This window comes from Hydrogenophaga sp. (genome assembly GCF_030373245.1).
GTDB lineage: Bacteria > Pseudomonadota > Gammaproteobacteria > Burkholderiales > Burkholderiaceae_C > Hydrogenophaga.
Window position 1 is genome coordinate 321,529 of the sequence record NZ_JAUCZF010000001.1, and the last position, 23,726, is coordinate 345,254.

Sequence of the window (23,726 nt, forward strand, 5' to 3'; positions counted from 1 at the left end):
GACAGGCTACCGGGTCGCGGCGGGCAACGGCTCAACTCGCCGCGTCAAGCGCCAGAAGCGCACGTTGAGCACCAGCGCGGCCACTGCCAGGCCGCCCACCAGCCCGACCCACAGGCCCACCGGACCCAGGGGGCCAAACACGCCGAGGCTCAGGCTCAGGCCCATGCCGATCACCCAGTAGCCGAACACGGTGACGAGCATGGGAATCTTGGTGTCCTTGTAGCCGCGCAGCACGCCCATGGCGCCCACCTGGAGACCGTCGACCAGCTGGAACACGGCGGCAAACACGATGAATTGCGCGGCGACCGCGATCACCTGCGCATTCGGCGTGTAGAGGCTGGCCAGAAACTCATTGGCGCTCCAGAGCACGATGGCCGACACCGCCATGAAACCGCTGCACAGTGCGATGCCCAGGCGGCCGCGGTAGCGCGCGGCGAGCGGATCGCCCGCACCCAGTGCCTGACCCACCCGCACCGTGAGCGCGATCGAAATGCCCAGCGGGACCATGAACGCAATGGAGGCGATGTTGATCGCGATCTGGTGGCCAGCCACCGCGTCCACGCCGAAGCGGCCCATGAGCAGCGCGGTGGCGGTGAACATGCCCGACTCCATCGCCATGCCGATGGAGATGGGCAGACCCAGGCGCACGATGCGGGCGATGTGCGCCCAGTCGGGTCGGGCCCAGGTCTGGCGCAGGCGGTGCGCGGCGTAGCGCGGTGTGCGCAGGGTGTAGGTGAACAGCGCGAGGCAGCCGATGGTCTGGGCGATGCCGGTGGACAGCGCCGCGCCAGCGCCGCCCATGGTGGGCCAGCCGAAGTGGCCGTACATGAACACATAGTTTCCCAGCACGTTGAGCGGCAGCATGAGCAGCTGCGTCCACAGCATCGGCATGGTGTGGCCCATGGACTCGTTGAGAAAGCGCGGCACCAGGTACAGGCAGGTGAACGGCAGGCTCCAGCCCACCCACAGCAGGTAGCGGCGCGTCTCGCTCACGATCTCGCTCGCAATGCCCAGGTGCGGCATCAACAAGGCCAGCGCCAGCAGCGTGGCCATCTGCACCAGCGAGAGCGCCAGCGCCAGCCAGAGGCCCTGGCGCCATTCGCCACCAATCAGATGGTGGCGGCTGGCGCCAACGTGGTGGGCCATGATGGGCGTGAGCGCCAGCATCAGGCCCAGGCCGGCGATGAAGGTGAAGAACCACATGGCCGAGCCCATGGCCACCGCGGCCAGCGCGAGCGGGCTGATGCGCCCGGCCATCAGGGTGTCGGCCACGCCCATGCCCATCTGCAGCAGCTGCGCGGTGATGACGGGCAAGGCGATGAGGGCGACGGCGCGCAGCTCGGTGCGCGCTTTCAGGAAACGGGGGGAATTCACGAAGACAGAAAAAGAAAAATGGCGCCGACCCAGAGGGCCACGGCGCCAAGCAATACAAGCGTTTGAATGGCACCCACTATACCGGGCCAGCAACCGGCCAGCGCTCACATGCGCTGAACGCCGCGGCGGCGCAGCAGCGCTTTTTCGGCCTCCACCGCCAGGAAGATGGCACTCGCCAAGGCGATGATCAGAGCCCAAGCCGTGAGATCCAGCGCGCCGGTGCCAAAGAGCTGCTGCATCGGCGGCGCGTAGATGAACAGCGATTGCAGCACCAGCGTCATCACCGCTGCCGCCACCGCAATCGGGTTGCCCATCAGCGTCTCCCAGCGCAGCGCGCTGGCGGTGAAATGGCGCACATTGAAGAGGTAAAAGACCTGGCTGACCACCAGCATGTTGACCACGGCGGTGCGCACCACCTCTAGCGAGCTGCCTCGCCCCAGCTCCCAGTGGTAGACCCAGAAACACGCGCCCACCATCAGCAGGCTCACGTAGCCGATGCGCATCAGCAGCAGGCGCGTGATCAGCGGTTCGCGCGGCGGGCGTGGCGCGCGCTGCATCACGCCCGCCTCCTCGGGTTCAAACGCAATCGCAATGTCCAGCGTGACGCTGGTCACCATGTTGACCCAGAGGATCTGGCCTGCGGTGATGGGCATCGCCAGGCCGGCAAACACCGCCAGCAGAATGATCCCGGCCTCGCCACCGTTGGTGGGGATGATGAACAGCAGCGCCTTCTTGATGTTGTCGAACACGCGCCGGCCTTCGCGCACGGCCGCGGCGATCGAGGCGAAGTTGTCGTCGGTCAGCACCAGATCGGCCGCCTGGCGCGCGGCATCGGTGCCGCGCTGGCCCATGGCCACGCCAATGTCGGCAGCCTTGAGCGCGGGTGCGTCGTTGACGCCGTCGCCCGTCATCGACACCAGCTGTCCGCTGGCCTGCAGGCTGGCCACCAGGCGCAACTTGTGTTCGGGGCTGGCGCGGGCCACCACGTCGGTCTCGCCCAGGCGCTGGCGCAGCGCGGCGTCGTCCAGCTGGTCGATCTCCGTGCCGGTCAGCGGTTTGCCGGCATGCAGGCCAATGCCTGCACCGATGGCAGCCGCGGTGGCGGCGTGGTCGCCCGTGATCATGAGCACACGGATGCCCGCGCGCTGGCACTCGGCCACCGCTTTCACCGCCTCGGGCCGCGCCGGGTCCATCAGACCCACCAGACCCAGCAAGGTGAAGCGCGGCGTGATGTCGTCCATGGTCAGGGCCTCGGCGTCCGGCGGCATCTCGCATTCGGCCAGCGCCAGCACGCGCTGTCCCTGGCCCGCCGCTTCGCGCACCCGGGATCGCCAGGCCTCGACATCCAGGGTCTGTCCCTTCGCGTCCCGGGTGCACAGGCCGATCACCCGCTCCGGTGCGCCCTTGAGCAAAGCCATCACCTCTGCGCTGGCGTTGCGGTGCAGCGTGGCCATGAAACGGTGCTCGGATTCGAAAGGAATGGCGGCGATGCGCGGTGACTCGCGCTGGGCCTGCTCGGGATCGAGACCGGCCTTGAGCGCCAGCGTGAGCAGGGCGCCCTCGGTCGGGTCGCCCGCCAGGGTCCAGACACCGTCTTGATCGGGGTGCAGGTGCGCGTCGTTGCACAGCAGCGCGCAGCGCGCCAGGCGCATCAGCTCAGGCCGCTGAGAGGGGTCGATCGCCCGCTGCGCCACCGAGAATTCGCCCTGTGGTGCATAGCCTGCACCACTCACCTCGATCATTTCGCCCGCGAGGTGCACCTCGACCGCGGTCATTTCGTTCTTGGTCAGGGTACCGGTCTTGTCGGTGCAGATCACACCCACCGAGCCCAGCGTTTCCACCGCCGGCAGGCGGCGCACCACCGCACGGCGCCTGGCCATCGCGGCGGTGCCGATCGCCAGCGTGATGGTGACGATGGCCGGCAGGCCTTCGGGAATGGCGGACACCGCCAGACCCACCACCGCGAGAAACATCTCCAGCACCGGCCGCTCGCCGATCTGGCTGCCGTACCAGAAAACGACCCCGCTCAACACGAGGATGGCCAACGTGATCTGGCGCGCAAACTGGTCGAGCCGGCGCGTGAGCGGCGTGGTCAGACTGTGCACCGCTGACACCAGCTGGCCGATGCGCCCCAGCTCGGTATCGGACCCGATGGCCACGACCACCCCACTGGCCTGGCCTTGCGTGACCACGGTGCCGGCGTAGGCCATGCCGCTGCGGTCACCCAGCGCAGCGGCCTGTAACACCGCCTCGGTGTTCTTGTCCACCGGCACCGATTCCCCAGTGAGCGCAGCCTCGTCGATGCCCAGGCTGTTGACCTGCCACAGGCGCAGATCGGCTGGCACGCGCGCACCCGATTCGAGCCACACCACATCGCCCACCACCAGGTCGGTCGCGTCGATCTCCAGCCGACGGCCGTCGCGCCACACGGTGGCCTTGCGCGCCAGCATCGCGCTCACCGCCTCCAGCGCGCGCTCGGCCTTGCCCTCCTGCACAAAGCCGATCACCGCGTTGATCAGCACCACACCGAGAATGACCGCGGTGTCCAGCCAGTCGCCGAGTGCGGCGGTGATGGCGGCCGCGGCCAGCAGCACATAGATCAGCAGGTTGTGGAACTGGCTCAGCAGCCTGCGCAGCGCGCTGGGTCGGCGTGCGGCAGGCAAGCGATTGGGACCCTGCGCCACCAGTCGACGCCGGGCTTCGGATGCACCGAGTCCTCGCTCCGTGCTGTCCAGGCGCTGCCAGACTTCGCCCGGCTCCAGCGTGTGCCAGGCCGTGGAGGGGGCTTGTTCAGGGTGGCGAGGTGACTGCTCCATGGCCAAACCATAGCGCCGCGCGGCGTGGTTTCACACCGAAACCGTCAAGCGCGGCGCAAATGGTCGGGTGTTGCGCTGGCCAATGTCTGCCAACGGGTCCAGTCTTGCGGGTCGTCCACGTCCCACAGCGCCGGCAACTCCTGCCAGCGGGCGCCCACCTGGGTCAGGCGCAAGCGGGTCTGGGCCATCACCCGGGGCGTGCTCCAGTCCACCCGCTCGAATACGGTGGGTAGCGCCACCCGCAGGCCGATCAGCACATAGCCGCCGTCTTCCGCCGGGATCAGAACGGCGTCGTGCGTCTGCAGCGCATCGGCGGCCTGTTGCAGGTGCTCGGGCGTGAGCACCGGGCAGTCGGTGCCGACGATGATCAGCGGCAGGTGGGGCGTGTTCGCGAAGTGCTCGACCATGACCGCAGCCATTCGCTCGCCGATGTCACCCTCCACCTGTGGCCGGCAGGCCACGCCCCAGCGGTCGCGCAGCAGGTGAAACAGGCGGTGGTTGGCCCCCTGGGCGCCGTGCAGTGTGAGCGGCCCGGTGCTGGCGTGGTGCGCGGTGGTGAGGGTGCGCAGGATGAAGCCGCGCTGGGCGCGGGCCGCGCCGGCATGCCCCAGCAGCGGCGCCAGCCGCGTCTTGGCCTGGCCGGGCACCGGTGCCTTGGCCAGCACCGCCACCGCAGCCGGCGCGCGCACGGTGTAGCCATAGCGACGAGCCAGCGCATGGGCGTCGCCTCCCATTGCCCAGTTGGCGCGCAAGCGCCACATCAGCCACACGGTGCGCCAGAAACCGCGCTGATCCCAGCGACGGCCCGCGGTGATGACTTTTTCGCGCAAACAAACCGGTGGTGAGATGCCCTTGAGGCGGGTGCTGAGCTCGATGTCCTCCATCAGCGGCAGGGGCGCGAAGCCACCCAGCGATTCAAACACCGTGCGTTGCACAAACATCGCCTGGTCGCCGGTGGCGATGCCGCTCCAGCGCGAGCGCCGGTTCATAAACGCCGCGACCATGGGCAGCAGCGGGTGCCGGCCTTCGATGCGCACGTCGAAGCGGCCCCAGGTCGCACCGTCAGCCAGGGCTTTTTGAATGCGTGCGTGGGCGTTTGCCGGCAAGGCGGTGTCGGCATGCAGAAACAGCAAGCCATCGGCGCAGCGCGCCAGCGGATGGCAGGCACCCGCGTTCATTTGCGCCGCCCGGCCGCGCGGTGCCTGCAGCACGGCATCGGCACCCGATCGAGCCACCGCCACGGTGTCGTCGTCACTGCCGCCGTCGACCACGATCACGGCAGCACCTTCGCGGCGCAGCTCCGAAAGCGCCAGCAGGCGCGCGGGCAAGGTCGGCGCTTCGTTGAGCACCGGCATCACCACCGCCAGCTTCATGCAACCGACCTCATGCGGCGAGGGCGCGTTCGAGCGCTTCAAATTCCTGGCGCACCCGCTCGACCACCGAGGCGCTGAGGTAGTGGTCGACGCGGTCACGCACATGGTGGATCAGCGCGCTGCCGCTGCGCTCTTCAGACCAGTCCTCACCGGCCGACGAGGCGCGCAGCGGTTGGCGTGCCAGAACGCGCCACTTGGCGCACCAGGTGACCGACCAAAGCCACATGGCCCGGCGCAGCGGCACCGCCCAGGACTGGGCCGCGTCCGCGGCCGACCCCATCGCCTGGCGCCAGGTGCGGTAGGCCGACGCGACCTCATTCAGGCTGAGTACCGCGTGGGTTTCCACGTCCCAGGTGGTCGAGGTGTAGAGCGTGGCGTGGGCCAGGTCCAGGCCTGGGTAGCTGTAGCGGCACTTCTCCAGATCCACCAGCACCGCCGAGCCCTCATCGCGAACGATGAAGTTGCCGGGGTGCCCATCAAACGCAATCAGGTGCCGCGGCGGTCGCTCCACCCGATCGCAAAGGTCCGCCAGCATCTGCAGCTCGGCTGCCACCGCGGTGGCCACGGCGGGCGACACGCGCGCCGCACTCAGGTGTTGAGCCTGGGCGCTGATTTCCTGGTGCAGATCCCGCAGCGGATCAGCCGCTGCGAGCAACGGCGCCCGCTGAGATGCTGCGGGCAGAGGCAAGGCGTGAATGGCTGCCAGTGCCGCGACGATGGCGCCGAGGTCATGCGGCAGGCGCGCGGGGCGGCCGTCGATGGCCTGCACCAGCAAGGCGCCGCGCGGCAGATGGTCGGATGGCGGCAACACACCGTGCAGTGCGGGCGTGTGGCCGCTGGGGGCCGCGCGCTCGAAGCAGGCGCGCTGGTAGGCCAGGTTGTGCGCCGCGTCCAGACCCATCTGGCTTTGCTTGGGCACGCGCGCCAGCCAGCCGCTGCCCACCAGGCGCACATGGTCGTGCGCCAGACCTTTGTCGGGCAGCGCTTGCAGCTCGCAGCCGCGCAGCGGGTGCTGAGCGCGGCGAAGCGCGGCCTGCAAGTCGGACAACAAGGAAGAGCGGCTGGACATGGAGAAGACAGTATCGCTGGCGGTTCGGAAGCGGGTCACGGGGGGGGTGTAAGAATGGCCTCACGCTGTCGACTCAACCAGAACAACCCACAAGGAAATGGTCGTGAACCCTCGCAAAGTCTTACTGCTGATCGCCCTGGCGCTGGGCATTGGCGCCTTCTTTTTCTTCGACCTGGGTCGTTTCCTGAGCCTGGACTATCTCAAGCAAAGCCAGGCCAGCTTCACCGAGCTTTACGCCAGCCAGCCGCTGAAAGTAGCCGGCGCCTACTTCCTGATCTATGTGGCGGCCACCGCGCTCTCGCTGCCCGGTGCGGCCATCATCACGCTGGCGGGTGGCGCGATCTTTGGCCTCTTCTGGGGCACGGTGATCGTGTCGTTCGCTTCCAGCATCGGCGCCACGCTGGCGTTTCTGGTGTCGCGCTTTGTGTTGCGAAGCACGGTCGAAGACAAGTTTGGCAAGCGCCTGGGCGAGATCAACCGCGGCGTGGAGAAAGACGGCGCGTTTTACCTGTTCACGCTGCGGCTGATTCCGGTGGTGCCGTTCTTCGTCATCAACCTCCTCATGGGTCTGACGAAGATGAAGGCGCTCACCTTCTACTGGGTGAGCCAGGTCGGCATGCTGGCCGGCACGCTGGTGTACGTGAATGCGGGCACACAGCTGGCCCAGATCGAATCCCTGAAAGGCATTCTGAGTCCGGGGTTGATCGGCTCTTTCGTGCTGCTCGGCATCTTCCCGCTGATCGCGCGCAAGATCGTCGAGGCGGTGAAGAAGCGCAAGGTCTATGCGCGCTGGGCCAGCGTGCGTCCGAAGACCTTCGACCGCAACCTGATCGTGATCGGCGGCGGTGCCGGCGGCCTGGTGTCGGCCTACATCGCGGCTGCGGTCAAGGCCAAAGTGACGCTGATCGAAGCCCACAAGATGGGGGGCGACTGCCTGAACTACGGCTGCGTACCGAGCAAGGCGCTGATCAAGAGCGCCAAGCTGGCCAGCCAGATGCGCCATGGCGAAAAGTACGGTTTGTCCGACACGACGCCCACCTTCAGCTTCAAGACCGTGATGCAGCGCATCCACGACGTCATCCGAGCCATCGAGCCGCACGACAGTGTGGAGCGCTACACCGGGCTGGGCGTGGAAGTGCTGCAGGGCTACGCCAAGCTGGTCAACCCCTGGACGGTCGAGATCGCGCTCAACGATGGCAGCAAGCAGACACTCACCGCACGCAGCATCGTGATCGCCGCTGGCGCGCGCCCTTTTGTGCCCCCACTGCTGGGTCTGAACGACGTGGGCTACGTCACCAGCGACACGCTGTGGGACGAGTTTGCGAAACTGGATGAGGTGCCCAGGCGCCTCGTGGTGCTGGGCGGTGGTCCGATCGGCTCGGAGCTGGCGCAGAGCTTCGCTCGCCTGGGCTCGCAGGTGACGCAGGTGGAAATGGGTCCGCGCATCATGATTCGCGAGGACGAAGAGGTGAGCGAGCTGGCGAAGAAGGCGCTGGAGGCCGACGGCGTGGATGTGCGCGTGGGCCACAAGGCGCTGCGCTGTGAGATGGTGGGCGGCGAAAAGACGCTGATCGTCGAACACCAGGGCCAGGAGCAGCGCATTGCGTTTGACCAGCTGCTGTGCGCCGTGGGCCGCAGCGCGCGCCTGACCGGCTACGGCCTGGAAGACATCGGCATTCCAACCAACCGCGTGGTGGAAACCAACGAGTACCTGGAAACGCTGTACCCCAACATCTTTGCCGCTGGCGACGTGGCCGGGCCCTACCAGTTCACCCACGTGGCAGCCCACCAGGCCTGGTACGCGGCCGTCAATGCGCTGTTTGGCGACTTCAAGAAATTCAAGGCCGACTATTCGGTGATCCCCTGGGCCACCTTCGTTGACCCAGAGGTTGCGCGCGTCGGTCTCAACGAACAGGAAGCCAAGGAAAAGAGCATCGCCTACGAAGTCACGAAATACGGCATCGACGACCTCGACCGCGCGATTGCCGACAGCGAGGCCCATGGCTTCGTGAAGGTGCTGACCGTACCCGGCAAGGACACCATCCTGGGCGTGACCATCGTAGGCACGCACGCTGGCGACCTGCTGGCCGAGTACGTGCTCGCGATGAAGCATGGACTGGGTCTGAACAAGATCCTGGGCACCATCCACACCTACCCCACGCTGGCCGAGGCCAACAAATACGCCGCTGGCGAATGGAAGCGCGCCCACGCGCCCGAGAAGTTGCTGCTGTGGGTGAAGAAATTCCACGACTGGCGCCGCGGTTGAACCAGCCGCCTGCATTCAACTCCAAGGCACTCACCATGAACACGCAACGCCTCACCCGTCGCCACACCCTCCGCCTGTTGACCGCACTGGCGAGCACCACCTTGATGCCGCTGGGCGCCCTGGCCCAGGCCGGATTCGACCATCAGTACAAAGCCTGGAACACACTGTTGAAAAAGCATGTGCGCTGGTTGCCCGACGGCAAGCAGTCGCGCGTGAACTACAAGGGCTTTGCAACCGATCGCGCGGCGCTCAAAAGCGTGCTGGACGGTCTGAGCGCTGTGCCCAAAGCCAGCTTCGACGGCTGGAGCAAACCGCAGCAAATGGCGTTTCTGATCAACGCCTACAACGCGTTCACGGTCGAGATCATCCTCACCAAGTACCCGGACATCAAGTCCATCAAGGAACTGGGCTTCCTCAACCGCGGTCCCTGGAAAAACGAGTTCTTCACCCTGCTCGACGCCAAGCGCCACCTCGACTGGATCGAACACGAGCAACTGCGCCCTGTCTACAAAGACCCGCGCATCCATGCCGGCGTGAACTGCGCGAGCATCGGCTGCCCGGCCCTGCGCGACGAAGCCTTCACCGCGACCCAGCTCGATGCCCAGCTCGACGACGGCATGAAGCGCTTCATGAGCGACCGAACCCGCAACCGCGTCCAGGGCGGCGAGGTGCAGATCAACAACATCTTCAAGTGGTTCAAGGAAGACTTCAACAGCGGCTACCGCGGCATCAACCGGCTGGAAGACCTGCTGGCCCAGCACGCCGAGCACCTGAGCGACAAGCCCGAAGAACAAGCGGCACTGCGCGCCAAGAGCCTGCCGGTGAGCTACCTGGAGTACGACTGGTCGCTCAACGACGTGGGGCGGTGAACATGAGACGGCTGGCCTTGGCCACGCTGGTGGCAGGCTGCACGGTGGCCGCGCTCGCGCAGTCCAATCTCCCGCTGCCCCCTTTGCTTCAAAACGGCGGCGCGCTTTCCTCCGACTGGCGCTTCGTGGGTTTCCCCAAGAACCAGGCCGACATCCCGCCCACGCGCTTCGAGCCTGGCACGGTGGACGGCGAGCCCGCACTGAAGGTCGTCACCGAACGCTCCTATGGCACCTGGGTCAACGGCTGGCGAGGCGCGGCACCGGAGCGACTGCAATGGCGCTGGCGACTCGATGAACCGCTGTCGGGCGGTGTGGCGCCGGCCAACCTGCTGAGCAAGGCTGGCGACGACGCTGCGCTCAAAGTCTGCGTGATGTTCGACCACGCGCTGGACCGCGTGCCCTTCGTGGAACGCACCCTGTTGCGCGTCGCCCGCAGCGTGAGCGGCGCGCCACTGCCCGCCGCCACGCTGTGCTACGTGTGGGACAGCGTGGGTGCCGCGAGCGTGCAGGGCGCCAACCCGTACACGCGGCGTGTGCGCTTCATCAGCCTGCAAGGGCGCGATGCGCCACTGGGCCGCTGGGCCAACGAATCGCGCGATGTGGCGCGAGACTTCGCCACCCTGTTCGCCGACGAACTGCCGCAAGGTGCGCAGACGCCGCGCGCCGACCTGCCCCCGGTGAACACGGTGCTGATCGGCGCCGACAGCGACAACACCGCCAGTCGCAGCCTGGGCTGGGTGGCCGATCTGCGCTGGGCGCCCTGAGCGCAATGCTCGGGAGATAGGCCAGGGTTCAGCAAGCCAGCGGGTCGCCGAGTCACGGCTACCATGGAGCATGCCGACCCCCCGTCGAATGTTCACCGCCCGCCTTGCACTTCGGCCGGTGACCCCTGCAGACCGAGCCGACCTCATCGCGCTGGAGGCAGACCCCTCTGTCATGCGCTACCTCAACGGGGGAAGACCAGTTGCGCAAGCGGGCTGCGCCCATGGCGACTTCCTGACACCGCGCGGCACAGAGTCTGAGGTCCTCGCGGCTCACGAGCGCGCAACCGGCCACTTTGTCGGGTGGTTCGCGCTGTTTGACGATGGCATGGTCGACGGCATCAGGACAGCGGAGCTGGGCTACCGGCTTCGTCGAGCAGCCTGGGGCCAAGGCTATGGGTCCGAAGGCGTGCAGGCACTCGTTGCCAACGCCTTGGGCTCCATGGGCTTTGGCAGAATCCAGGCCCGCACCATGACAGCGAACCTCGCTTCTCGCCGCTTGCTGGAGAAGTCGGGCTTTCGACCTGTTGAGACGGTGTTTCCATCCTTCCCTCAACCCCTACCCGGGGAGGCAGAGGGCGAGATACTTTACGAGGTTGGGGCCAGCTAACATCCATGCCCATGCAAAACCCCGGCATCAAGAAACTTGTGTTGCTCGGCGCCGGTCATGCGCACGTGCATGTCCTGTCCCGGCTGGCTCAGAACCGCCCCGCCGATCTGGACGTGACCGTGGTTACGCCCTACCCGTTCCAGACCTACAGCGGCATGACGCCCGGCCTGGTCGCCGGCCGCTACGAAACGGCCGAGTGCCAGATTCCGCTGGAGCCGCTGGTGAAAGCGGCTGGCGCGAAATGGGTGCAGGCGCGCTGCACCGGGCTTGACGCCAACGAGCAACTGGTGCGGCTCGCTGCCGCCGGCGGCGCCAAGCAGGTCCCGGCAGAGTTGCCCTACCACCTGCTGTCCATCGACACCGGCGCGGTCATCGACCGGCAGCGGCTGGAGGCCGAGATGCCGGGCGCGGCTGCGCGCGCGCTGATCGTGCGCCCCATCGAGGCGTTCGCAGCGCTGTGGCCCCAGGTGCTCGGTCTGGCCGAGAAGAATCCTGTGTCGGTGGCGATCATCGGCGCTGGCGCTGCTGGACTGGAGCTGCTGTTCGCGGCCGAGCAGAGGCTGCGCCAGGCGGGTCATGCATCGGCTCGCTTTACCCTCATCACGGGCGGTGGTGAGGTGGCCACGAACTACCCCAAGGGCGTGCAGGCCCGCGTGCGCCGCCTGCTCAAGCGGCGCAACATCACCGTGCTGCGCGAAACCTGTGTGGGCGTCAGTTCTGATGCCTTGTTGCTGGGCAGCGGCGCCACCCTGGCCTGCAACGTGCCCATCCTTGCCATCGGTACCCACGCGCCGCCATGGCTTCAGGGCAGCGGGCTGGCGCTGTCAGCGGCTGGCCATGTGCTGGTCAACGCCTTCCAGCAAAGCACCAGCCACGCCAACGTGTTCGCCGCGGGCGATGTGGCCACGCGCGCCGACAGCGAGCACCCCAAGAGCGGCGTTTACGCGGTGCGCGCGGGCCCGCCACTGGCGCGCAACCTGCTCGCTGCCCACGAGACTCAGGCGCTCAAGGCCCACCACCCGCCGAAGCACACGCTCAACCTGCTGTCGTGTGGCGCCGGTCACGCCATCGCCAGCTACGGCCCGCTGCACCTGGAAGGCGCCTGGGCCTGGCGCTGGAAAGACCGCATCGACCGCGCTTTCGTGGCGAAATACGCCCTGCCCGCCGCATGACGCCGGTATCCGATCGCAGCGCCTGGCGCATCTTCCTGATCTTCCTGCGGCTCGGGCTCACTTCGTTCGGTGGGCCGGTCGCTCATCTCGGCTATTTCCGGCAGGAATTTGTCGAGCGCCGCCGCTGGCTAAGCGAAGCGGCTTACGCCGACCTGGTGGCGTTGTGCCAGTTTCTGCCCGGCCCGGCCAGCAGCCAGGTCGGCCTGGCACTGGGCCTCTCGCGCGCCGGCTACGCGGGCGCCTGGGCCGCCTGGGTCGGCTTTACCGTGCCCTCGGCCATCGCGCTGATCGCACTCGCGATTGGCCTCGCGCAAGCCGGCGATGCGGTGCCTGCCGGCCTGCTGCATGGCCTCAAGGTGGTCGCGGTGGCGGTGGTGGCGCAGGCCGTATGGGGCATGGCGCGAAGCCTGTGCCCTGACACCCCTCGCCGAGCGCTCATGCTCGCCAGCGCCGCGCTGCTTATTGCGTGGCCGGGCACCGCGATGCAACTGCTCGCCATTGGCCTGGCCGCCCTGGTTGGTCTGGCCTGGCTGCGCCCGGCGGCCGACACCGCGCCTCAGCCGATGGGCGTACCGGTCAGCCGGCGAGCTGGCGCCGCCTGGCTGGCGCTGTTCTTCGCACTGCTGCTCGGCCTGCCGCTGCTGGCCGTGGCCCTGCCCGGGCAGGCGGTGGCGGTGGTGGACGCCTTTTACCGCGCTGGCGCCCTGGTCTTCGGTGGTGGCCATGTCGTGTTGCCGCTGCTGCAAGCCAGCGTGGTACCTAACGGCTGGGTCAGCGCCGACGCTTTCGTGGCCGGCTACGGCGCGGCGCAGGCCGTGCCCGGTCCGCTCTTCACCTTTGCCGCGTTTCTCGGCGCCAGTCTGTCGGGTACGCCCACCGGGTGGACCGGCGGCGCCCTCGCGCTGGCCGCCATTTTCCTGCCCTCCTTCCTGCTGATCGCAGGCGCATTGCCGTTCTGGGAACAGCTGCGCGCCCAACCCCAGGTGCGCGCCGCCCTTCTCGGCATCAACGCCGCCGTGGTCGGTCTGCTGCTGGCTGCGTTGTGGAACCCGGTTATCACCAGCGGCATCCACGGCGTGGAAGACGGCTTGCTGGCAGGCGTGGCACTGCTGGCGCTGATGCGCTGGAAATGGCCGCCCTGGCTCGTGGTGGCGGGGTGCGCACTGGTGGGCGCTGCACTGATGGGCTGATGCGGATCATCGGCCTGCGGCTCTCAGCCAAGGTCCTGGGCTACAAGGGGGTGATCCCGCCGCCCGAGGGTTTCGAGACGTTGATGGTGAGCGCGGCACTGGGGGGTGCTTCACTGCACCGGCGCGGCCGTCGTCTACCTGGGCTGGCAAGCCAGCCAGGTCTGTCTGCTCAACCCAAAGCTGCAGGCCAAACTGCTGCGGGCGAGGCTGCTCAGCGCCAATGCGTTGGTGCTGCAGCAGCGGTTATTCCCCATCCTGAAGCGCTCGCGCCCGTTGTCCCGCGGAGGTCGGCGCGACGGATCGACCGTGGCGCTCAGCGTGTCGCGGTCGAACAGCCTGTGGTTCTTTTGCGCTTTCCTGGGAACTGCCCGCCTCTAGAAGGGTACCGTCTCCTTGATCTTTGTGTTGCCCATCGCGACCGCGTCGTGAGGGGTGGCATTTTTTTGCTCATCATTTTGCTGATGCTTGCGTCGCGAGAAGAGCCCAAGTCCAAACCCGACTGGATAGACTCCATGAAAGCGACCCTCAGCGATCTTGCCGACCTGAGCGAACGTTGAACACCTCAGACGCGGCCGGTCCGCTGTCACACCCAAAGCAGAAGCTCCATGACCCCACGTTCATTCCGCTCCCTGGTCGTCGCTGCCGCGGCGCTGGCCCCCTTGCTCACCCTGGCCCAGACCGCCACCGCATCCGGCCTGCATCCCTGGGAAGTGCCCACACCGCGCCTGAAAGCCGACGCCTACTTCACCAACCTCAAGGACGGTGATCAGATCGAAACCCCCTATGTGCTGAAGTTCGGCCTCTCGGGCGGCTGGGGACTCGCACCCGTGGCCAAGCCCTCCAGCGGCAAGGCGGGCCATCACCACCTGCTGGTGAACCGAGACCTGCCCCTCAATTTCAAGGAAGCGCTGCCGTTCAATGACCAGTACATTCACTTCGGTGGCGGTCAGATGGAGACCGTGCTGACGTTCGAACCAGGCACCTACACCCTGCGCATGTTGCTGGCCAACCAGCAACACTTGCCGCACTTCGTGTACAGCAAGCCGGCCAGGATCACCGTCACCAAAAAGAACCCTTCCGATCCCAAGTCCCTGCAGACCGCAGGCATCAGCCTGATGCTGCCACCGGGCGAAGTGCGCGCGCCTTTCCGGGTGCAGTTCCATGCCTCGAAACTCAATGTGGCTCGACTGGACCAGCAACTGCCTGATACCGGCCACTTCAAGCTCCAGGTCACCTCGACCAGTGGCAGCGGCAACGCAGACCTGAACTACACCAACGGCCAGACCGAGGTGCACCTCTCGCCTCCACCCGGCACCTACCGCCTGCAGCTGCTTTGGGTGGACAACATCACCGGCCGCACCGACGTGATCGAGCCCGCCACGGCGCAAGTGCAGGTGGTGGGCCGCTGAGACGCCTTTTCGGCGACGGTCGGCCACGTGCTGGCGCCAAAAGTCAGGTTCAAGGGTGACGCCACTTGAACGCCATGCGCGGTGGGGGTCGACTCGCGAGCCTCAACACCCCATCAGATCCGCCAGCTGCTCCAGATCCCGCGCGTGGTGCGTGTTCGCCGGATCGGGTGAGACGTCTTTGGGCTGGCCTGTGCCGAATTCCAGCGGCCGCTCGATGTAGGCGGTCTGCAAGCCGCAGGCGCGGGCCGCGGCCAGGTCGTCCTGGTGGGCGGCGACGAGCATGACCTGCGAGGGCTTCAGATCAAATGTCTCAGCCACGCCCAGGTAGGTGCGCGGGTCGGGCTTGTAGGCACGGAACACCTCGGCCGAGAGCACACAGTCCCAGGGCAGCCCAGCGCGCTTGGCCATGTTGGTGAGCAGGCCGATGTTGCCGTTGGAGAGTGTGCAGATCGTGAAACGGCGCTTGAGCCGGGTCAGCCCCGCCACCGTATCGGGCCAGGCATCGAGCCGGTGCCACGCGCGGTTGAGCTCGCGGCGCTGCGTTTCGTCCAGATGGTCGAGGCCGAAACGCGGCAGGATGCCGTCCAGAATCAAGCGGTGCAGATCGTCGATGCGGGTCCAGCCGAGTTCTCCCGAGCGCACCCGTTGCATGGCAGGTTGGTAGCCCGCGCGCCAGGCGAGCGCAAAGGCATCGGCATCCACCTTGGGATCGATGACCGCGATCTCGCGCGCGATGCTGCCGTGCCAGTCGACCACGGTGCCGAAAATGTCGAAAGCGAGTACCTGGGGCTGCATCATGTCGGCCTCGACCGGGTTCAGAACCAGCGGCGCACCCGGGCGCAATAGTCGGTGTAGGCCTCACCAAAGCGCTCGCGCATCACCCGTTCTTCCGGCTTGATCTGAAAGCGGTTGATGTAGGCCACGAAAGCCGGTGGCCCCAGCAGCGCCAGCGGAGACCACAGCATCACTGCGCCCGCGGACAGAAAGAACGCAAGCCCCAGGTACATCGGGTTGCGCGTGAGGCGGTAGACACCACTGCTCACCAGGCTGGAGGTTTTGTCGGGCTTCATCGGGTTCACCGTGGTCTTGGCGCGGTGAAAGGCCCACAAGCCAGACAGGTCCAGCGCGGCGCCCGCAGCCACCAGCAACAGCACCAACGGAATTCGCCATGCGGGCAGATCCAGCACCGGCCACCAGGCCGACGCGTTCCACATCAACAGCGCCACGATGAGCGCCACCACCGGCGGTGGGATTCGGATATCCAGGACGTGGGTGTTCATGGGCTCACCAGTCGACCAGGCTCAGGCCGGCGGTAAACACGGTGCGCCTGCGGTTGTAGTCGATCAGGCTGTCGCCATAGCCGCTGAAGAGTTGCGCGTGAAAGCGCAAGCCGGTGTCGGCTCGGCCGATGCTGCGCAGGTAGTCCAGGCGCGCCGAACCACGGCCACTGGAGCGCAGCGAGTGACGCAGCGCGAGGCCCAGGGTGTGCAAGGTTTTGTCGGTACCCACACCGCTGTCAAAGCTCCAGCGGCCCACGATCTCGCCACGGCCCACAAAATCGCTGATGTCGGGGTTGTCGTCCTTGTCTGGCTTTTCATCCATGCGCCGCCAGACGCGGGCCTGCAGCGTGAAGCGGTCTCCGTTGTCGGCGATCTTGTCGGCGGCACCCATCACAAAAGCACGGTTCCAGCTGCGCGACAGCGGCAGACTCTGGCCGTTGGACTGGTGCACCACACCGGCTGCACTGAGCCGGTAGGTCCAGCCGCCGGGCAAGGCGATGAAGTGAGGAAAGACGTAGGTGAGGTCAGGCTCGTGGTCGGTGTTTCGAAAGGGACGCGAGATCTCGCCGTTGAAAAGCTGCCAGTAACTCTGCTGGGTGTAGCCAAACCAGATCGAATCGCGCAACGGGTCATCACCGCCGCGCAGCAGGCCGCTGGCGACCTTGGTGCGCACGCTCAGATTGATCTTCACCTCGCCGGGCTGGTAAGGCCTAGCTTCGCTGGGTGTGCGCCCCGGCGCGGGCGAGTCGGGCAAGGTGTTGACCGGGTGACCACCCACGACGCTGAGCGACACCGGCCGGTAAGCGCGCAGCTCGAAGTTGTCGCGCGCGGTGGCGTGCTCGAGGTCCCAGAAACGCGTGATTTCGCTGGGCTGCGCCTCGGCGCGCTGGGCGGCCGAGGCCACTGGCGGCTCAGGCGACGCGGTCGCAGGGACGGTGTAGGGCACGGGCGGCGGGCTTTGCAGCTGAACCGGGTTGGCAAACTGTTTCGCTTTCTGATCGAAGCAGTCCAGGCGCTCGGTGCCGTCGCTGATGCCGGCGCAAGTCAACCAGTCGTTGGCATGGGTGGGGGGCAAGGCGGCCAGCAACGCAACGGGCAGCAACAGGGGCAACAGCTTCATGCGTGTATGTTATTTCAGGTGCACGCCGTGGCGCTGTCACACACCGCAACCGTTGTTGCAGAGCGGTTCAGGCGCCAGAACGAGCCCGCGCAAGTCCACACTGAGGCGAACACCGTCGCTGCGCGAAGCCCGGATCTCGCGGACATCGGCCGAGGCAGGAAAACCGTGGTGCAGATGGGTCATCGACGATAGGCAAGAAAAAGTCGGCGGTGCCATGAACGCCTGCTCGCCGTGGAGCAGGAAGTCCGCAGCGTGGTCGGCAGTCTCTACGCCCACCAGCAATTCCTTGCCATGGGCATGGCGCCGGCGCCCTTGAGGATTTCGCCCATGCAAGCCTGGCGCGATCTAGCGGCCGCAGCCGCCGCCTTGCGAGAAACTGATCAGCCGCGGCTGGGTCGCCGCGGGGTGGATGCGTTCAAGTCGAGACCCATTGAAGTGGGTCCAGGTTGGTCTGATGGACCGGCGTCCGGGCACCAGGCCTACACCTCTGCGGTGCCAGGCAACCCGGCCAGAGCCTGCAACAGATGGCGTTGTTCGGAGGCGCGCTCGAACAAAGGAGATCGTGCTTCACATTGCGCTTGCAGTCTCGCCAGCGAGCCTTCCGGCTGACCGATGCCCGCACGGCAGGCTCGCAGCAGCGCGACCAGCTGCGCGGCATCACCAGGCGGGAAGTAGCCCGCGTAGTCCGATCCCAGCATGCCGACATTGCCGGGAATCTCAGAGGCCAGCACCGGCGTGCCACTTTGCACGGCCTCGATGATCACGTGTGCCCCGCCTTCCATTCGGCTCGGATGCAGCAACACATGTGCACGCTGGATGCGCTCACGCGCGGCGCCGTGCGGCACGCCGCCCAGCCACCGATAGTGTGGACAGGCGACCTGCGTGGCATGCGCTGCATCGCCCAGCGCCGGGTCCAGAGCCTGGCCCAGGTGATCGATGCGAATGCCTTCCTCAGGCGTCAACAAACCGGCGGCCTCAAAGATGGATTGCGGCGACTTCTCCTCGCGCAGGTGACCGACCACCACCGCGCGCAGGTGCCGCGTGGTCTTTTCCAAACTGCGCCGCCGCGCGCTGGACTGGAACACCACGCGGCACTTGTCGCGCCAGGCCTCGGGCACATCGCGCGGCGCCTGATCTTGCAAGACGATCAGGCGGTGCGCCAGCGCGAGCGAGCGCTGCGCGTTGGCGTCGTGCGCGATATCGCGGTACAGGTCGGTTCCGGTGAGCGCCACCACCAGCGCGCGTCCGGGCCGCAAGCGGGCCCAGGCCGCGATCGAGTCGGCCGAACGGCGCGCGTGCAGCGCCAGCAACGCGTCGGTCTGCCGATCTTGCGCACTGTCGCCGGACCAGGTTTTGCTCAGGTGCACCCGATAATGACCGGAGAGCAGCTGCGCCCAGCGGCGTGCAGTCTGCCAGTTGCCGTTGTTGGCGTCGGCCAGCGCGGGCGTGACGATACAGAGAGAAGGTTTTTGCATGAGCTTGATGGGGTCAGGCATTGTGTCCGAAGCACGGGCGGCGCGCCGCGCAGACAAAGCCACGCTGGAGGCTTTGCTGCTCGATGCGCGTGCGCGCACGCTGCGCCTCTTTGCAGCCTACGAGGCTGCGCTCGGCCCTGAGCTGCGCGTGCCATGCACGCCCGAACTCAACCTGCCGCTTTGGGAACTGGGCCACGTGAGCTGGTTTGCCGACTGGTGGATCGCCCGCAACCCGCAGCGCCACCTGGGCGCACAGGCCGACCCGGATGTGCCGCGGACCCAGCCACACCAGCCCGCACGCGGTGCTCGCAGCGACAGCCTCTACAACTCCAGCACCGTGGCCCACGACCACCGCTGGCAGCTCGAGCTGCCGGATGCCGCTGCAACGCGAGCGCTGCTGGAGGCCAGCCTGGCCGATACGCTGGCGCTGCTGCAGACCGCCGAAGACAATGACCAGGGCCTGTATTTCCACCGCCTCGCGCTGTTCCACGAAGACATGCACGCCGAGGCCGCCGTCTACATGGCACAGACGCTGGGCTTTGACCCCGGCGAGGCCGCCCACCAGCCACCAGCCACCATACGCGCCACGCCGACGCTGCACCTGTCCAGCGGCACCTGGACACTCGGCAGTGCGCCCGGCGGTTTCTTGTTCGACAACGAACTCTTTGCACACGCCGTGCCGGTGGCCGCGTTTGACATCGACGCCCAGCCGGTTCGCTGGGCGCAGTTCCTCCCGTTTGTCGACCAGGGTGGCTACCGGGACCGCGCCTGCTGGAGCGACGCTGGCTGGCAATGGGTATCGCGCAGCGGCGTCACCGCGCCCCGCTACCTGCGCTCGACTGGCGAAGGCTGGGAACAACAGCACCACGGGCGCTGGCAGACGCTGAACATGGAGGCGGCCGCGTGCCACCTGACGGCCTTCGAGGCCGAGGCCTGGTGCCGCTGGGCGGGCCGGCGACTGCCCACCGAGGCCGAATGGGAAAGCGCTGCGCACAACGCCGAGGGCTTCGCCTGGGGTGAGGTCTGGGAATGGACCAGCAGCCCGTTTGCGCCCTACCCCGGCTTCGTCGCCCACCCCTACGTGGATTATTCGCGCCCCTGGTTCGACGGCAGGCCGGTACTCAAGGGCGCCAGCCCGGCCACCGTGCCGCGCATGCGCCACCCCAAGTACCGCAACTTCTTCCCCCACGAACGCAACGACATCGTGTCGGGCTTTCGCAGTGTGGTGATGTTGCCCCCACGCTCCGCCGCTTCGCGGGTCGCTGCCCCCCGAGGGGGCTGATCCGCCTTGGGGCGGCCCGGCGGCGGATCGCAGCGCCCCCATACTCCGCCGCTTCGCGGGTCGCCCAGGTCCAAGGCTTACTTCGCCACCGCGGCTTCGGTGATGGCGGCCAGCGCCTTGGCGATGTTGCCGGCCACCGGGCAGGACTCCACCGCGTGGCGTTTGGCGATCCAGGCTGGGTCGTTGTAACCGACCCAGACCTGCGCAGATGCGTCTTCCCACACGAGGGCCTTGAGCGGCAGGTCGATGCCCACCGACTGCGCGCATTCCATGAACGGCGTGCCGCCCTGCGGGTTGCCGAAGATCAGCACCTCGGTGGCGCGCAAGCTCTTGCCCACTTTGCTCGCACCGGCTGCGTGATCGATGCGGGCAAACACGTTCAGACCCCTTTCCTTGGCCACGGCTTCAAACTTGTCCATGGTGGCTTTGGCGCTGTGCGGGCTCTTGACCGCGATCAGGCCGTCGGCCGCTTGGGCGAGCGAAATGCTGGCAGCCAGCATCCATGTGGCAACCAGTGTTTGGCGAACGTTCATGGTGAATCTCCTTGGGTGGGTTAGAAAACAGATCAGGTCGCTGGCGCCCAGAACACGCTGAACCAGCCTTGCGAATCGGTCCATTGCGTGGCAGGGGCAAAGCCCGCCTCGCTCAGCAGGGCAGCAAAGGCCTCGGGCGTCCACTTGTAAGAGTTCTCGGTGTGGATGCGCTCCCCGGCTGCAAAGCGGCGCTCGCCTTGCGGCCATTGAACGGCAAGCGCTGAACGGGCCTGCAAGTGCATCTCGATGCGCGACTGCGCTTCATCGAACAGCGCCACATGGTCCCACTGCGCAGGATCAAAGTTGGCGCCCAGCACGCGGTTCACATGCAACAGGAGGTTGCGGTTGAAAGCAGCGGTCACGCCCAGCGCGTCGTCGTAGGCTGGCTCCAGCACCGCCTTGGGTTTGACACGATCCACACCGATCAACAGGCCGCCACCGGAACCACCCCCTACGCACAGCGCATGCGCCTGGCGCAGCAGCTTCAAGGCCTCGGGCGGCGTGAAATTGCCGATGCTCGACCCGGGGTAGAACACGGTGCGGGGCGCAGCGGCCGCGCCCTGGGTGGACAGCCAGCGAAGTGCTGCCTCGGGCAGGGCCAGCTCGCTGGAAAAATCCTGCCCCAGCCCAAGCATCGGCAGGCCCAGGTGACGCTGCTGCAACGCACCCAGGCTGGCGCGCAGGTAGTCCACCGAAATGTCCACTGCCACGTAGGCTGCGGGCTGCAGCGGCGCAAACAGGCGCGCGGCCTTGGCGCAGCTGCCGGCACCCAGGTCGATCAGCACCGAACCCGGTGCGATACAGCGCGCCATGTCGCCGCCGCGCTGCGAAAAAATGAGGGCTTCGGTGCGGGTAGGGTAGTACTCGGCCAGCTCGGTGATCGCATCAAACAGGCGCGAGCCCAGCGCGTCGTACAAGAACTTCGGCGCCACGCGCGCCGGCATCTGCGCCAGGCCGGTCAGCAATTCGGCCCGAACAGCCTGCTGATCGTGCTGGTGGAGCTGGATGAAGTGGGGTTGCGGTGTTTCGAGGGACATGGGAGGCGCGCAGGCGGGCCTGCAGGTAGGGGCGTGAGAGCGCCATGGAGGGAGTCGGTGCTGGCGAAAATTTCTTACAGGGGATTTCACCCAATCCCCACCAGCCACTTCAAAGGCATTCTCAGGTTTTAATACTTTCTTTGCCCGTCTGTCTGTCACCACCGAGGAGTCCCCCCATGTTCAGTCTGAATCCGACCATCCGTTTCAAAGCCCTGATGGTGAGCGCGCTGTTCTGCGCCGCCACCGCCGCGCAGGCCCAGCAGGTGTTTCGCGTCACCACCATCCCCGAAGAAGCGGCCACCGAACAGATGCGCAAGTTCACCCCGCTGGCCAACTACCTGGAGAAGCAGCTTGGCGTGAAAGTCGAGTTCACCCCGGTGAGCGACTACCCCGCAGCGGTGGAAGCTCTGGTCAACAAGAAGGTCGACCTGGCCTGGCTGGGCGGCTTCACCTACGTGCAAGCCAACATCCGCGCAGGCGGCAAGATCGTGCCGCTGGCGCAGCGCGAGGAAGACACGAAGTTCCAGTCGGTCTTCATCGCCAAGACCAGCTCCGGCATCAAGAGCCTGGCCGACATGAAGGGCAAGCAGGTCTCGTTTGGCTCGCAGAGCAGCACCTCCGGCCACCTCATGCCACGCAGCTTCCTGCTGGCGGCCAACATCAACCCCGAGAAGGACTTCGCACGCATCGCCTACAGCGGCGCGCACGACGCCACCATCGCCTCGGTGGTCAGCGGCAAGGTGGACGCAGCAGCGCTGGACGTCACGGTGTGGAAGAAGTTCGTCAACGAAAACAAGGTTGACACCAAGGCGGTCGATGTGTTCTTCACGACGCCAGGCTACTTCAACTACAACTGGTCGGTGCACGCCGACATGCCACAGGCGATGCAGGACAAGGTCAAGGCCGCGCTGCTCGCGCTCTCGCCCAGCGTGCCCGAGCAGGCCGAGATCCTGAAGCTCAACCGCGCCACCCGTTACCTGGAAACCAAGCCAGAGAACTACAAAGGCCTGGAGACCGCGGCCAAGTCGGCCGGCCTGCTTTGAGCGCGGTGGCTTGAACATCGAACTTGACGGCGCCTCTGCGCGCCATCCTGCGGCGCGGCCGGGAGCGTCACCGGCCATCCGGTCGATCCGGCTGAGCATCGGTCATGGCGAGCAGGTGGCCGTGATCGGTCCTTCGGGCGCTGGCAAGACCACCTTGATGCAGGTGCTGGCCTGCGCGCTGCCACCGAGCAGTGGTGTGTTCCGGCTCGACGGAGTCACGCCCTGGCAACTCTCGCGCAGCGCCTTGCAGCGCCTGCGCGGCCAGCTGTTCATGGCGCCGCAGGTGCCACCGCTCCCACCGCGTCAGCGCGTGGTGACCTCGGTGCTCGCCGCACGCCTGCCGGCCATGGGTCTGCTGTCCAGCCTGCGCTCCCTGTTCTACCCAAGCGACATTCCCGCCGCCTTCAACGCGCTGGACCGCTTCGACCTGGCCGACAAGCTGTTTGAGCGCGTCGACCGACTCTCGGGCGGCGAGCGCCAGCGCGTGGGTCTTGCGCGTGCGCTGCTGGCGCCCGCCAAGGCCTGGTTCATCGACGAGCCGCTCTCGGCGCTGGACCCGACCCGTTCGCGTCAGGCCATTGACACGCTGGTACAAGGTGCGCGCGAACGCGGCGTCACGCTGGTGGCCACACTGCACCAGGTGGACATGGCGCTGGCACATTTCCCGCGCGTGATCGGCCTGCGCGACGGCCAGGTGGCATTTGACCTGCCGGCCGATCAGGTCACGCGCGCCCGACTGGCGGCGCTCTACGACCAGTTTGAGCACGAGCTGCGCGGCGAGGTGCCGTCAACAGCCGTGCCCGAGGAGGCCGCCGCGCCCCAGCCGGTGGTGATGCACTGCCGTTAGATGGTGAACACCCCCCTGCGCCGCTTCGCGTCTTCCCCCCTCTCCTGCGGGAGGGGAGACACACCCTGTGGCCCGGCCAAGCCGGTTCCACGGGTACCCTGCGGCAGGCACGCGCTCCGCAAGCGCACAGGCTTTTCGCTGTGCGGGTATTCCGGTTGCCGATTGGCCAAACCATCGCAGGCTTTTGTGCCTGTGCGTGA

Annotated in this window: 22 protein-coding genes; 11 read left to right on the forward strand and 11 right to left on the reverse strand. The window is 66.9% G+C overall.

All coding sequences use genetic code 11. The annotated features are described in order from the left end of the window. Positions 1 to 6: 6 nt before the first annotated feature. From QUV25_RS01615 to QUV25_RS01630, 4 genes are all read right to left on the reverse strand, one after another. Entirely contained in the window at positions 7 to 1,374 is a 1,368-nt protein-coding gene (locus QUV25_RS01615) for an MATE family efflux transporter (RefSeq protein WP_300860797.1), read from the reverse strand. A gap of 104 nt (positions 1,375 to 1,478) precedes the next feature. Next, the gene (locus QUV25_RS01620; RefSeq protein WP_300860798.1) at positions 1,479 to 4,190 is read right to left on the reverse strand and encodes an HAD-IC family P-type ATPase; all 2,712 of its coding nucleotides are present in this window, start codon (positions 4,188 to 4,190) and stop codon (positions 1,479 to 1,481) included. A 44-nt stretch (positions 4,191 to 4,234) separates the two neighbouring features. Then, the gene (locus QUV25_RS01625) at positions 4,235 to 5,563 is read right to left on the reverse strand and encodes a TIGR04283 family arsenosugar biosynthesis glycosyltransferase (protein WP_300860799.1); all 1,329 of its coding nucleotides are present in this window, start codon (positions 5,561 to 5,563) and stop codon (positions 4,235 to 4,237) included. Positions 5,564 to 5,573: 10 nt separating this feature from the next. Then, complete coding sequence (locus QUV25_RS01630; protein WP_300860801.1) at positions 5,574 to 6,632, reverse strand: phosphotransferase; 1,059 nt, start codon at positions 6,630 to 6,632, stop codon at positions 5,574 to 5,576. A gap of 97 nt (positions 6,633 to 6,729) precedes the next feature. Here QUV25_RS01630 and QUV25_RS01635 point away from each other — a divergent pair, with 97 nt between their 5' ends. From QUV25_RS01635 to QUV25_RS01670, 8 genes are all read left to right on the forward strand, one after another. Then, positions 6,730 to 8,898 carry an FAD-dependent oxidoreductase gene (locus QUV25_RS01635; RefSeq protein ID WP_300860802.1) on the forward strand — a complete coding sequence of 723 codons (2,169 nt, stop codon included), beginning with the start codon at positions 6,730 to 6,732 and terminating at the stop codon, positions 8,896 to 8,898. Between the two features lie 35 nt (positions 8,899 to 8,933). After that, entirely contained in the window at positions 8,934 to 9,767 is an 834-nt protein-coding gene (locus tag QUV25_RS01640; protein ID WP_300860804.1) for a DUF547 domain-containing protein, read from the forward strand. A gap of 2 nt (positions 9,768 to 9,769) precedes the next feature. Further along, on the forward strand, positions 9,770 to 10,531 hold the full coding sequence (locus tag QUV25_RS01645; RefSeq protein WP_300860806.1) for a DUF3047 domain-containing protein: 762 nt from the start codon (positions 9,770 to 9,772) through the stop codon (positions 10,529 to 10,531). A 70-nt stretch (positions 10,532 to 10,601) separates the two neighbouring features. Beyond that, complete coding sequence (locus tag QUV25_RS01650; protein ID WP_300860807.1) at positions 10,602 to 11,138, forward strand: GNAT family N-acetyltransferase; 537 nt, start codon at positions 10,602 to 10,604, stop codon at positions 11,136 to 11,138. Positions 11,139 to 11,149: 11 nt separating this feature from the next. Then, complete coding sequence (locus tag QUV25_RS01655) at positions 11,150 to 12,310, forward strand: FAD-dependent oxidoreductase (RefSeq protein ID WP_300860809.1); 1,161 nt, start codon at positions 11,150 to 11,152, stop codon at positions 12,308 to 12,310. Further along, the gene (gene chrA / locus QUV25_RS01660; RefSeq protein ID WP_300860810.1) at positions 12,307 to 13,500 is read left to right on the forward strand and encodes a chromate efflux transporter; all 1,194 of its coding nucleotides are present in this window, start codon (positions 12,307 to 12,309) and stop codon (positions 13,498 to 13,500) included. Before QUV25_RS01655 ends, chrA begins: the two co-directional genes overlap by 4 nt. Next, on the forward strand, positions 13,500 to 14,057 hold the full coding sequence (locus tag QUV25_RS01665; protein WP_300860812.1) for a hypothetical protein: 558 nt from the start codon (positions 13,500 to 13,502) through the stop codon (positions 14,055 to 14,057). The genes chrA and QUV25_RS01665 overlap by 1 nt, the downstream gene beginning before the upstream one ends. Positions 14,058 to 14,105: 48 nt before the next feature. Then, positions 14,106 to 14,909, forward strand: coding sequence for a DUF4399 domain-containing protein (locus QUV25_RS01670; protein WP_300860814.1), 804 nt, complete (start codon positions 14,106 to 14,108; stop codon positions 14,907 to 14,909). Positions 14,910 to 15,011: 102 nt separating this feature from the next. Here the strand turns inward: QUV25_RS01670 and QUV25_RS01675 are convergent, their stop codons facing one another. From QUV25_RS01675 to senB, 5 genes are all read right to left on the reverse strand, one after another. Beyond that, positions 15,012 to 15,707, reverse strand: a complete 696-nt coding sequence (locus QUV25_RS01675) for a haloacid dehalogenase type II (protein ID WP_300860816.1) — start codon at positions 15,705 to 15,707, stop codon at positions 15,012 to 15,014. 17 nt (positions 15,708 to 15,724) lie between these two features. Then, a complete protein-coding gene (locus QUV25_RS01680; protein WP_300860818.1) occupies positions 15,725 to 16,189 on the reverse strand; it encodes an isoprenylcysteine carboxylmethyltransferase family protein in 465 nt (154 codons plus the stop codon). 4 nt (positions 16,190 to 16,193) lie between these two features. After that, positions 16,194 to 17,309, reverse strand: coding sequence for a phospholipase A (locus QUV25_RS01685; RefSeq protein ID WP_300860820.1), 1,116 nt, complete (start codon positions 17,307 to 17,309; stop codon positions 16,194 to 16,196). Between the two features lie 36 nt (positions 17,310 to 17,345). Then, positions 17,346 to 17,492: a hypothetical protein gene (locus QUV25_RS01690; protein ID WP_300860822.1), complete on the reverse strand. Its 147-nt coding sequence runs from the start codon at positions 17,490 to 17,492 to the stop codon at positions 17,346 to 17,348. Between the two features lie 296 nt (positions 17,493 to 17,788). Beyond that, the gene (gene senB / locus QUV25_RS01695) at positions 17,789 to 18,784 is read right to left on the reverse strand and encodes a selenoneine biosynthesis selenosugar synthase SenB (protein ID WP_300860824.1); all 996 of its coding nucleotides are present in this window, start codon (positions 18,782 to 18,784) and stop codon (positions 17,789 to 17,791) included. Here senB and senA point away from each other — a divergent pair. Continuing rightward, on the forward strand, positions 18,783 to 20,066 hold the full coding sequence (gene senA, locus QUV25_RS01700; RefSeq protein WP_300860826.1) for a selenoneine synthase SenA: 1,284 nt from the start codon (positions 18,783 to 18,785) through the stop codon (positions 20,064 to 20,066). The two genes, senB and senA, sit on opposite strands and share 2 nt — an antisense overlap. Positions 20,067 to 20,143: 77 nt before the next feature. Here the strand turns inward: senA and QUV25_RS01705 are convergent, their stop codons facing one another. Together QUV25_RS01705 and egtD are read right to left on the reverse strand one after the other, a co-directional pair. Further along, positions 20,144 to 20,599, reverse strand: a complete 456-nt coding sequence (locus QUV25_RS01705; protein WP_300860828.1) for a DUF302 domain-containing protein — start codon at positions 20,597 to 20,599, stop codon at positions 20,144 to 20,146. A 32-nt stretch (positions 20,600 to 20,631) separates the two neighbouring features. Beyond that, positions 20,632 to 21,636 (reverse strand): L-histidine N(alpha)-methyltransferase, encoded by a 1,005-nt coding sequence (egtD, locus tag QUV25_RS01710; protein WP_300860830.1) that lies wholly within the window; start codon positions 21,634 to 21,636, stop codon positions 20,632 to 20,634. A gap of 215 nt (positions 21,637 to 21,851) precedes the next feature. Between egtD and QUV25_RS01715 the strand changes: the two genes are divergently transcribed. Further along, on the forward strand, positions 21,852 to 22,679 hold the full coding sequence (locus QUV25_RS01715; protein ID WP_300861984.1) for a putative selenate ABC transporter substrate-binding protein: 828 nt from the start codon (positions 21,852 to 21,854) through the stop codon (positions 22,677 to 22,679). A gap of 10 nt (positions 22,680 to 22,689) precedes the next feature. Further along, on the forward strand, positions 22,690 to 23,526 hold the full coding sequence (locus QUV25_RS01720; protein ID WP_300860832.1) for an ATP-binding cassette domain-containing protein: 837 nt from the start codon (positions 22,690 to 22,692) through the stop codon (positions 23,524 to 23,526). Positions 23,527 to 23,726: the final 200 nt, after the last annotated feature.

Bases quoted from the DNA above. Each gene is read 5' to 3' on its own strand.
- QUV25_RS01670 (WP_300860814.1), top strand. From the start codon at position 14,106: ATGACCCCACGTTCATTCCGCTCCCTGGTCGTCGCTGCCGCGGCGCTG.
- QUV25_RS01690 (WP_300860822.1), bottom strand. From the start codon at position 17,492: ATGACCCATCTGCACCACGGTTTTCCTGCCTCGGCCGATGTCCGCGAG.
- QUV25_RS01675 (WP_300860816.1), bottom strand. From the start codon at position 15,707: ATGATGCAGCCCCAGGTACTCGCTTTCGACATTTTCGGCACCGTGGTC.
- QUV25_RS01620 (WP_300860798.1), bottom strand. From the start codon at position 4,190: ATGGAGCAGTCACCTCGCCACCCTGAACAAGCCCCCTCCACGGCCTGG.
- QUV25_RS01625 (WP_300860799.1), bottom strand. From the start codon at position 5,563: ATGAAGCTGGCGGTGGTGATGCCGGTGCTCAACGAAGCGCCGACCTTG.
- QUV25_RS01665 (WP_300860812.1), top strand. From the start codon at position 13,500: ATGCGGATCATCGGCCTGCGGCTCTCAGCCAAGGTCCTGGGCTACAAG.
- QUV25_RS01655 (WP_300860809.1), top strand. From the start codon at position 11,150: ATGCAAAACCCCGGCATCAAGAAACTTGTGTTGCTCGGCGCCGGTCAT.
- QUV25_RS01640 (WP_300860804.1), top strand. From the start codon at position 8,934: ATGAACACGCAACGCCTCACCCGTCGCCACACCCTCCGCCTGTTGACC.
- senB (WP_300860824.1), bottom strand. From the start codon at position 18,784: ATGCAAAAACCTTCTCTCTGTATCGTCACGCCCGCGCTGGCCGACGCC.
- egtD (WP_300860830.1), bottom strand. From the start codon at position 21,636: ATGTCCCTCGAAACACCGCAACCCCACTTCATCCAGCTCCACCAGCAC.
- QUV25_RS01645 (WP_300860806.1), top strand. From the start codon at position 9,770: ATGAGACGGCTGGCCTTGGCCACGCTGGTGGCAGGCTGCACGGTGGCC.
- QUV25_RS01685 (WP_300860820.1), bottom strand. From the start codon at position 17,309: ATGAAGCTGTTGCCCCTGTTGCTGCCCGTTGCGTTGCTGGCCGCCTTG.
- QUV25_RS01715 (WP_300861984.1), top strand. From the start codon at position 21,852: ATGGTGAGCGCGCTGTTCTGCGCCGCCACCGCCGCGCAGGCCCAGCAG.
- QUV25_RS01635 (WP_300860802.1), top strand. From the start codon at position 6,730: ATGGTCGTGAACCCTCGCAAAGTCTTACTGCTGATCGCCCTGGCGCTG.
- QUV25_RS01680 (WP_300860818.1), bottom strand. From the start codon at position 16,189: ATGAACACCCACGTCCTGGATATCCGAATCCCACCGCCGGTGGTGGCG.
- QUV25_RS01650 (WP_300860807.1), top strand. From the start codon at position 10,602: ATGCCGACCCCCCGTCGAATGTTCACCGCCCGCCTTGCACTTCGGCCG.
- QUV25_RS01630 (WP_300860801.1), bottom strand. From the start codon at position 6,632: ATGTCCAGCCGCTCTTCCTTGTTGTCCGACTTGCAGGCCGCGCTTCGC.
- senA (WP_300860826.1), top strand. From the start codon at position 18,783: ATGAGCTTGATGGGGTCAGGCATTGTGTCCGAAGCACGGGCGGCGCGC.
- QUV25_RS01705 (WP_300860828.1), bottom strand. From the start codon at position 20,599: ATGAACGTTCGCCAAACACTGGTTGCCACATGGATGCTGGCTGCCAGC.
- chrA (WP_300860810.1), top strand. From the start codon at position 12,307: ATGACGCCGGTATCCGATCGCAGCGCCTGGCGCATCTTCCTGATCTTC.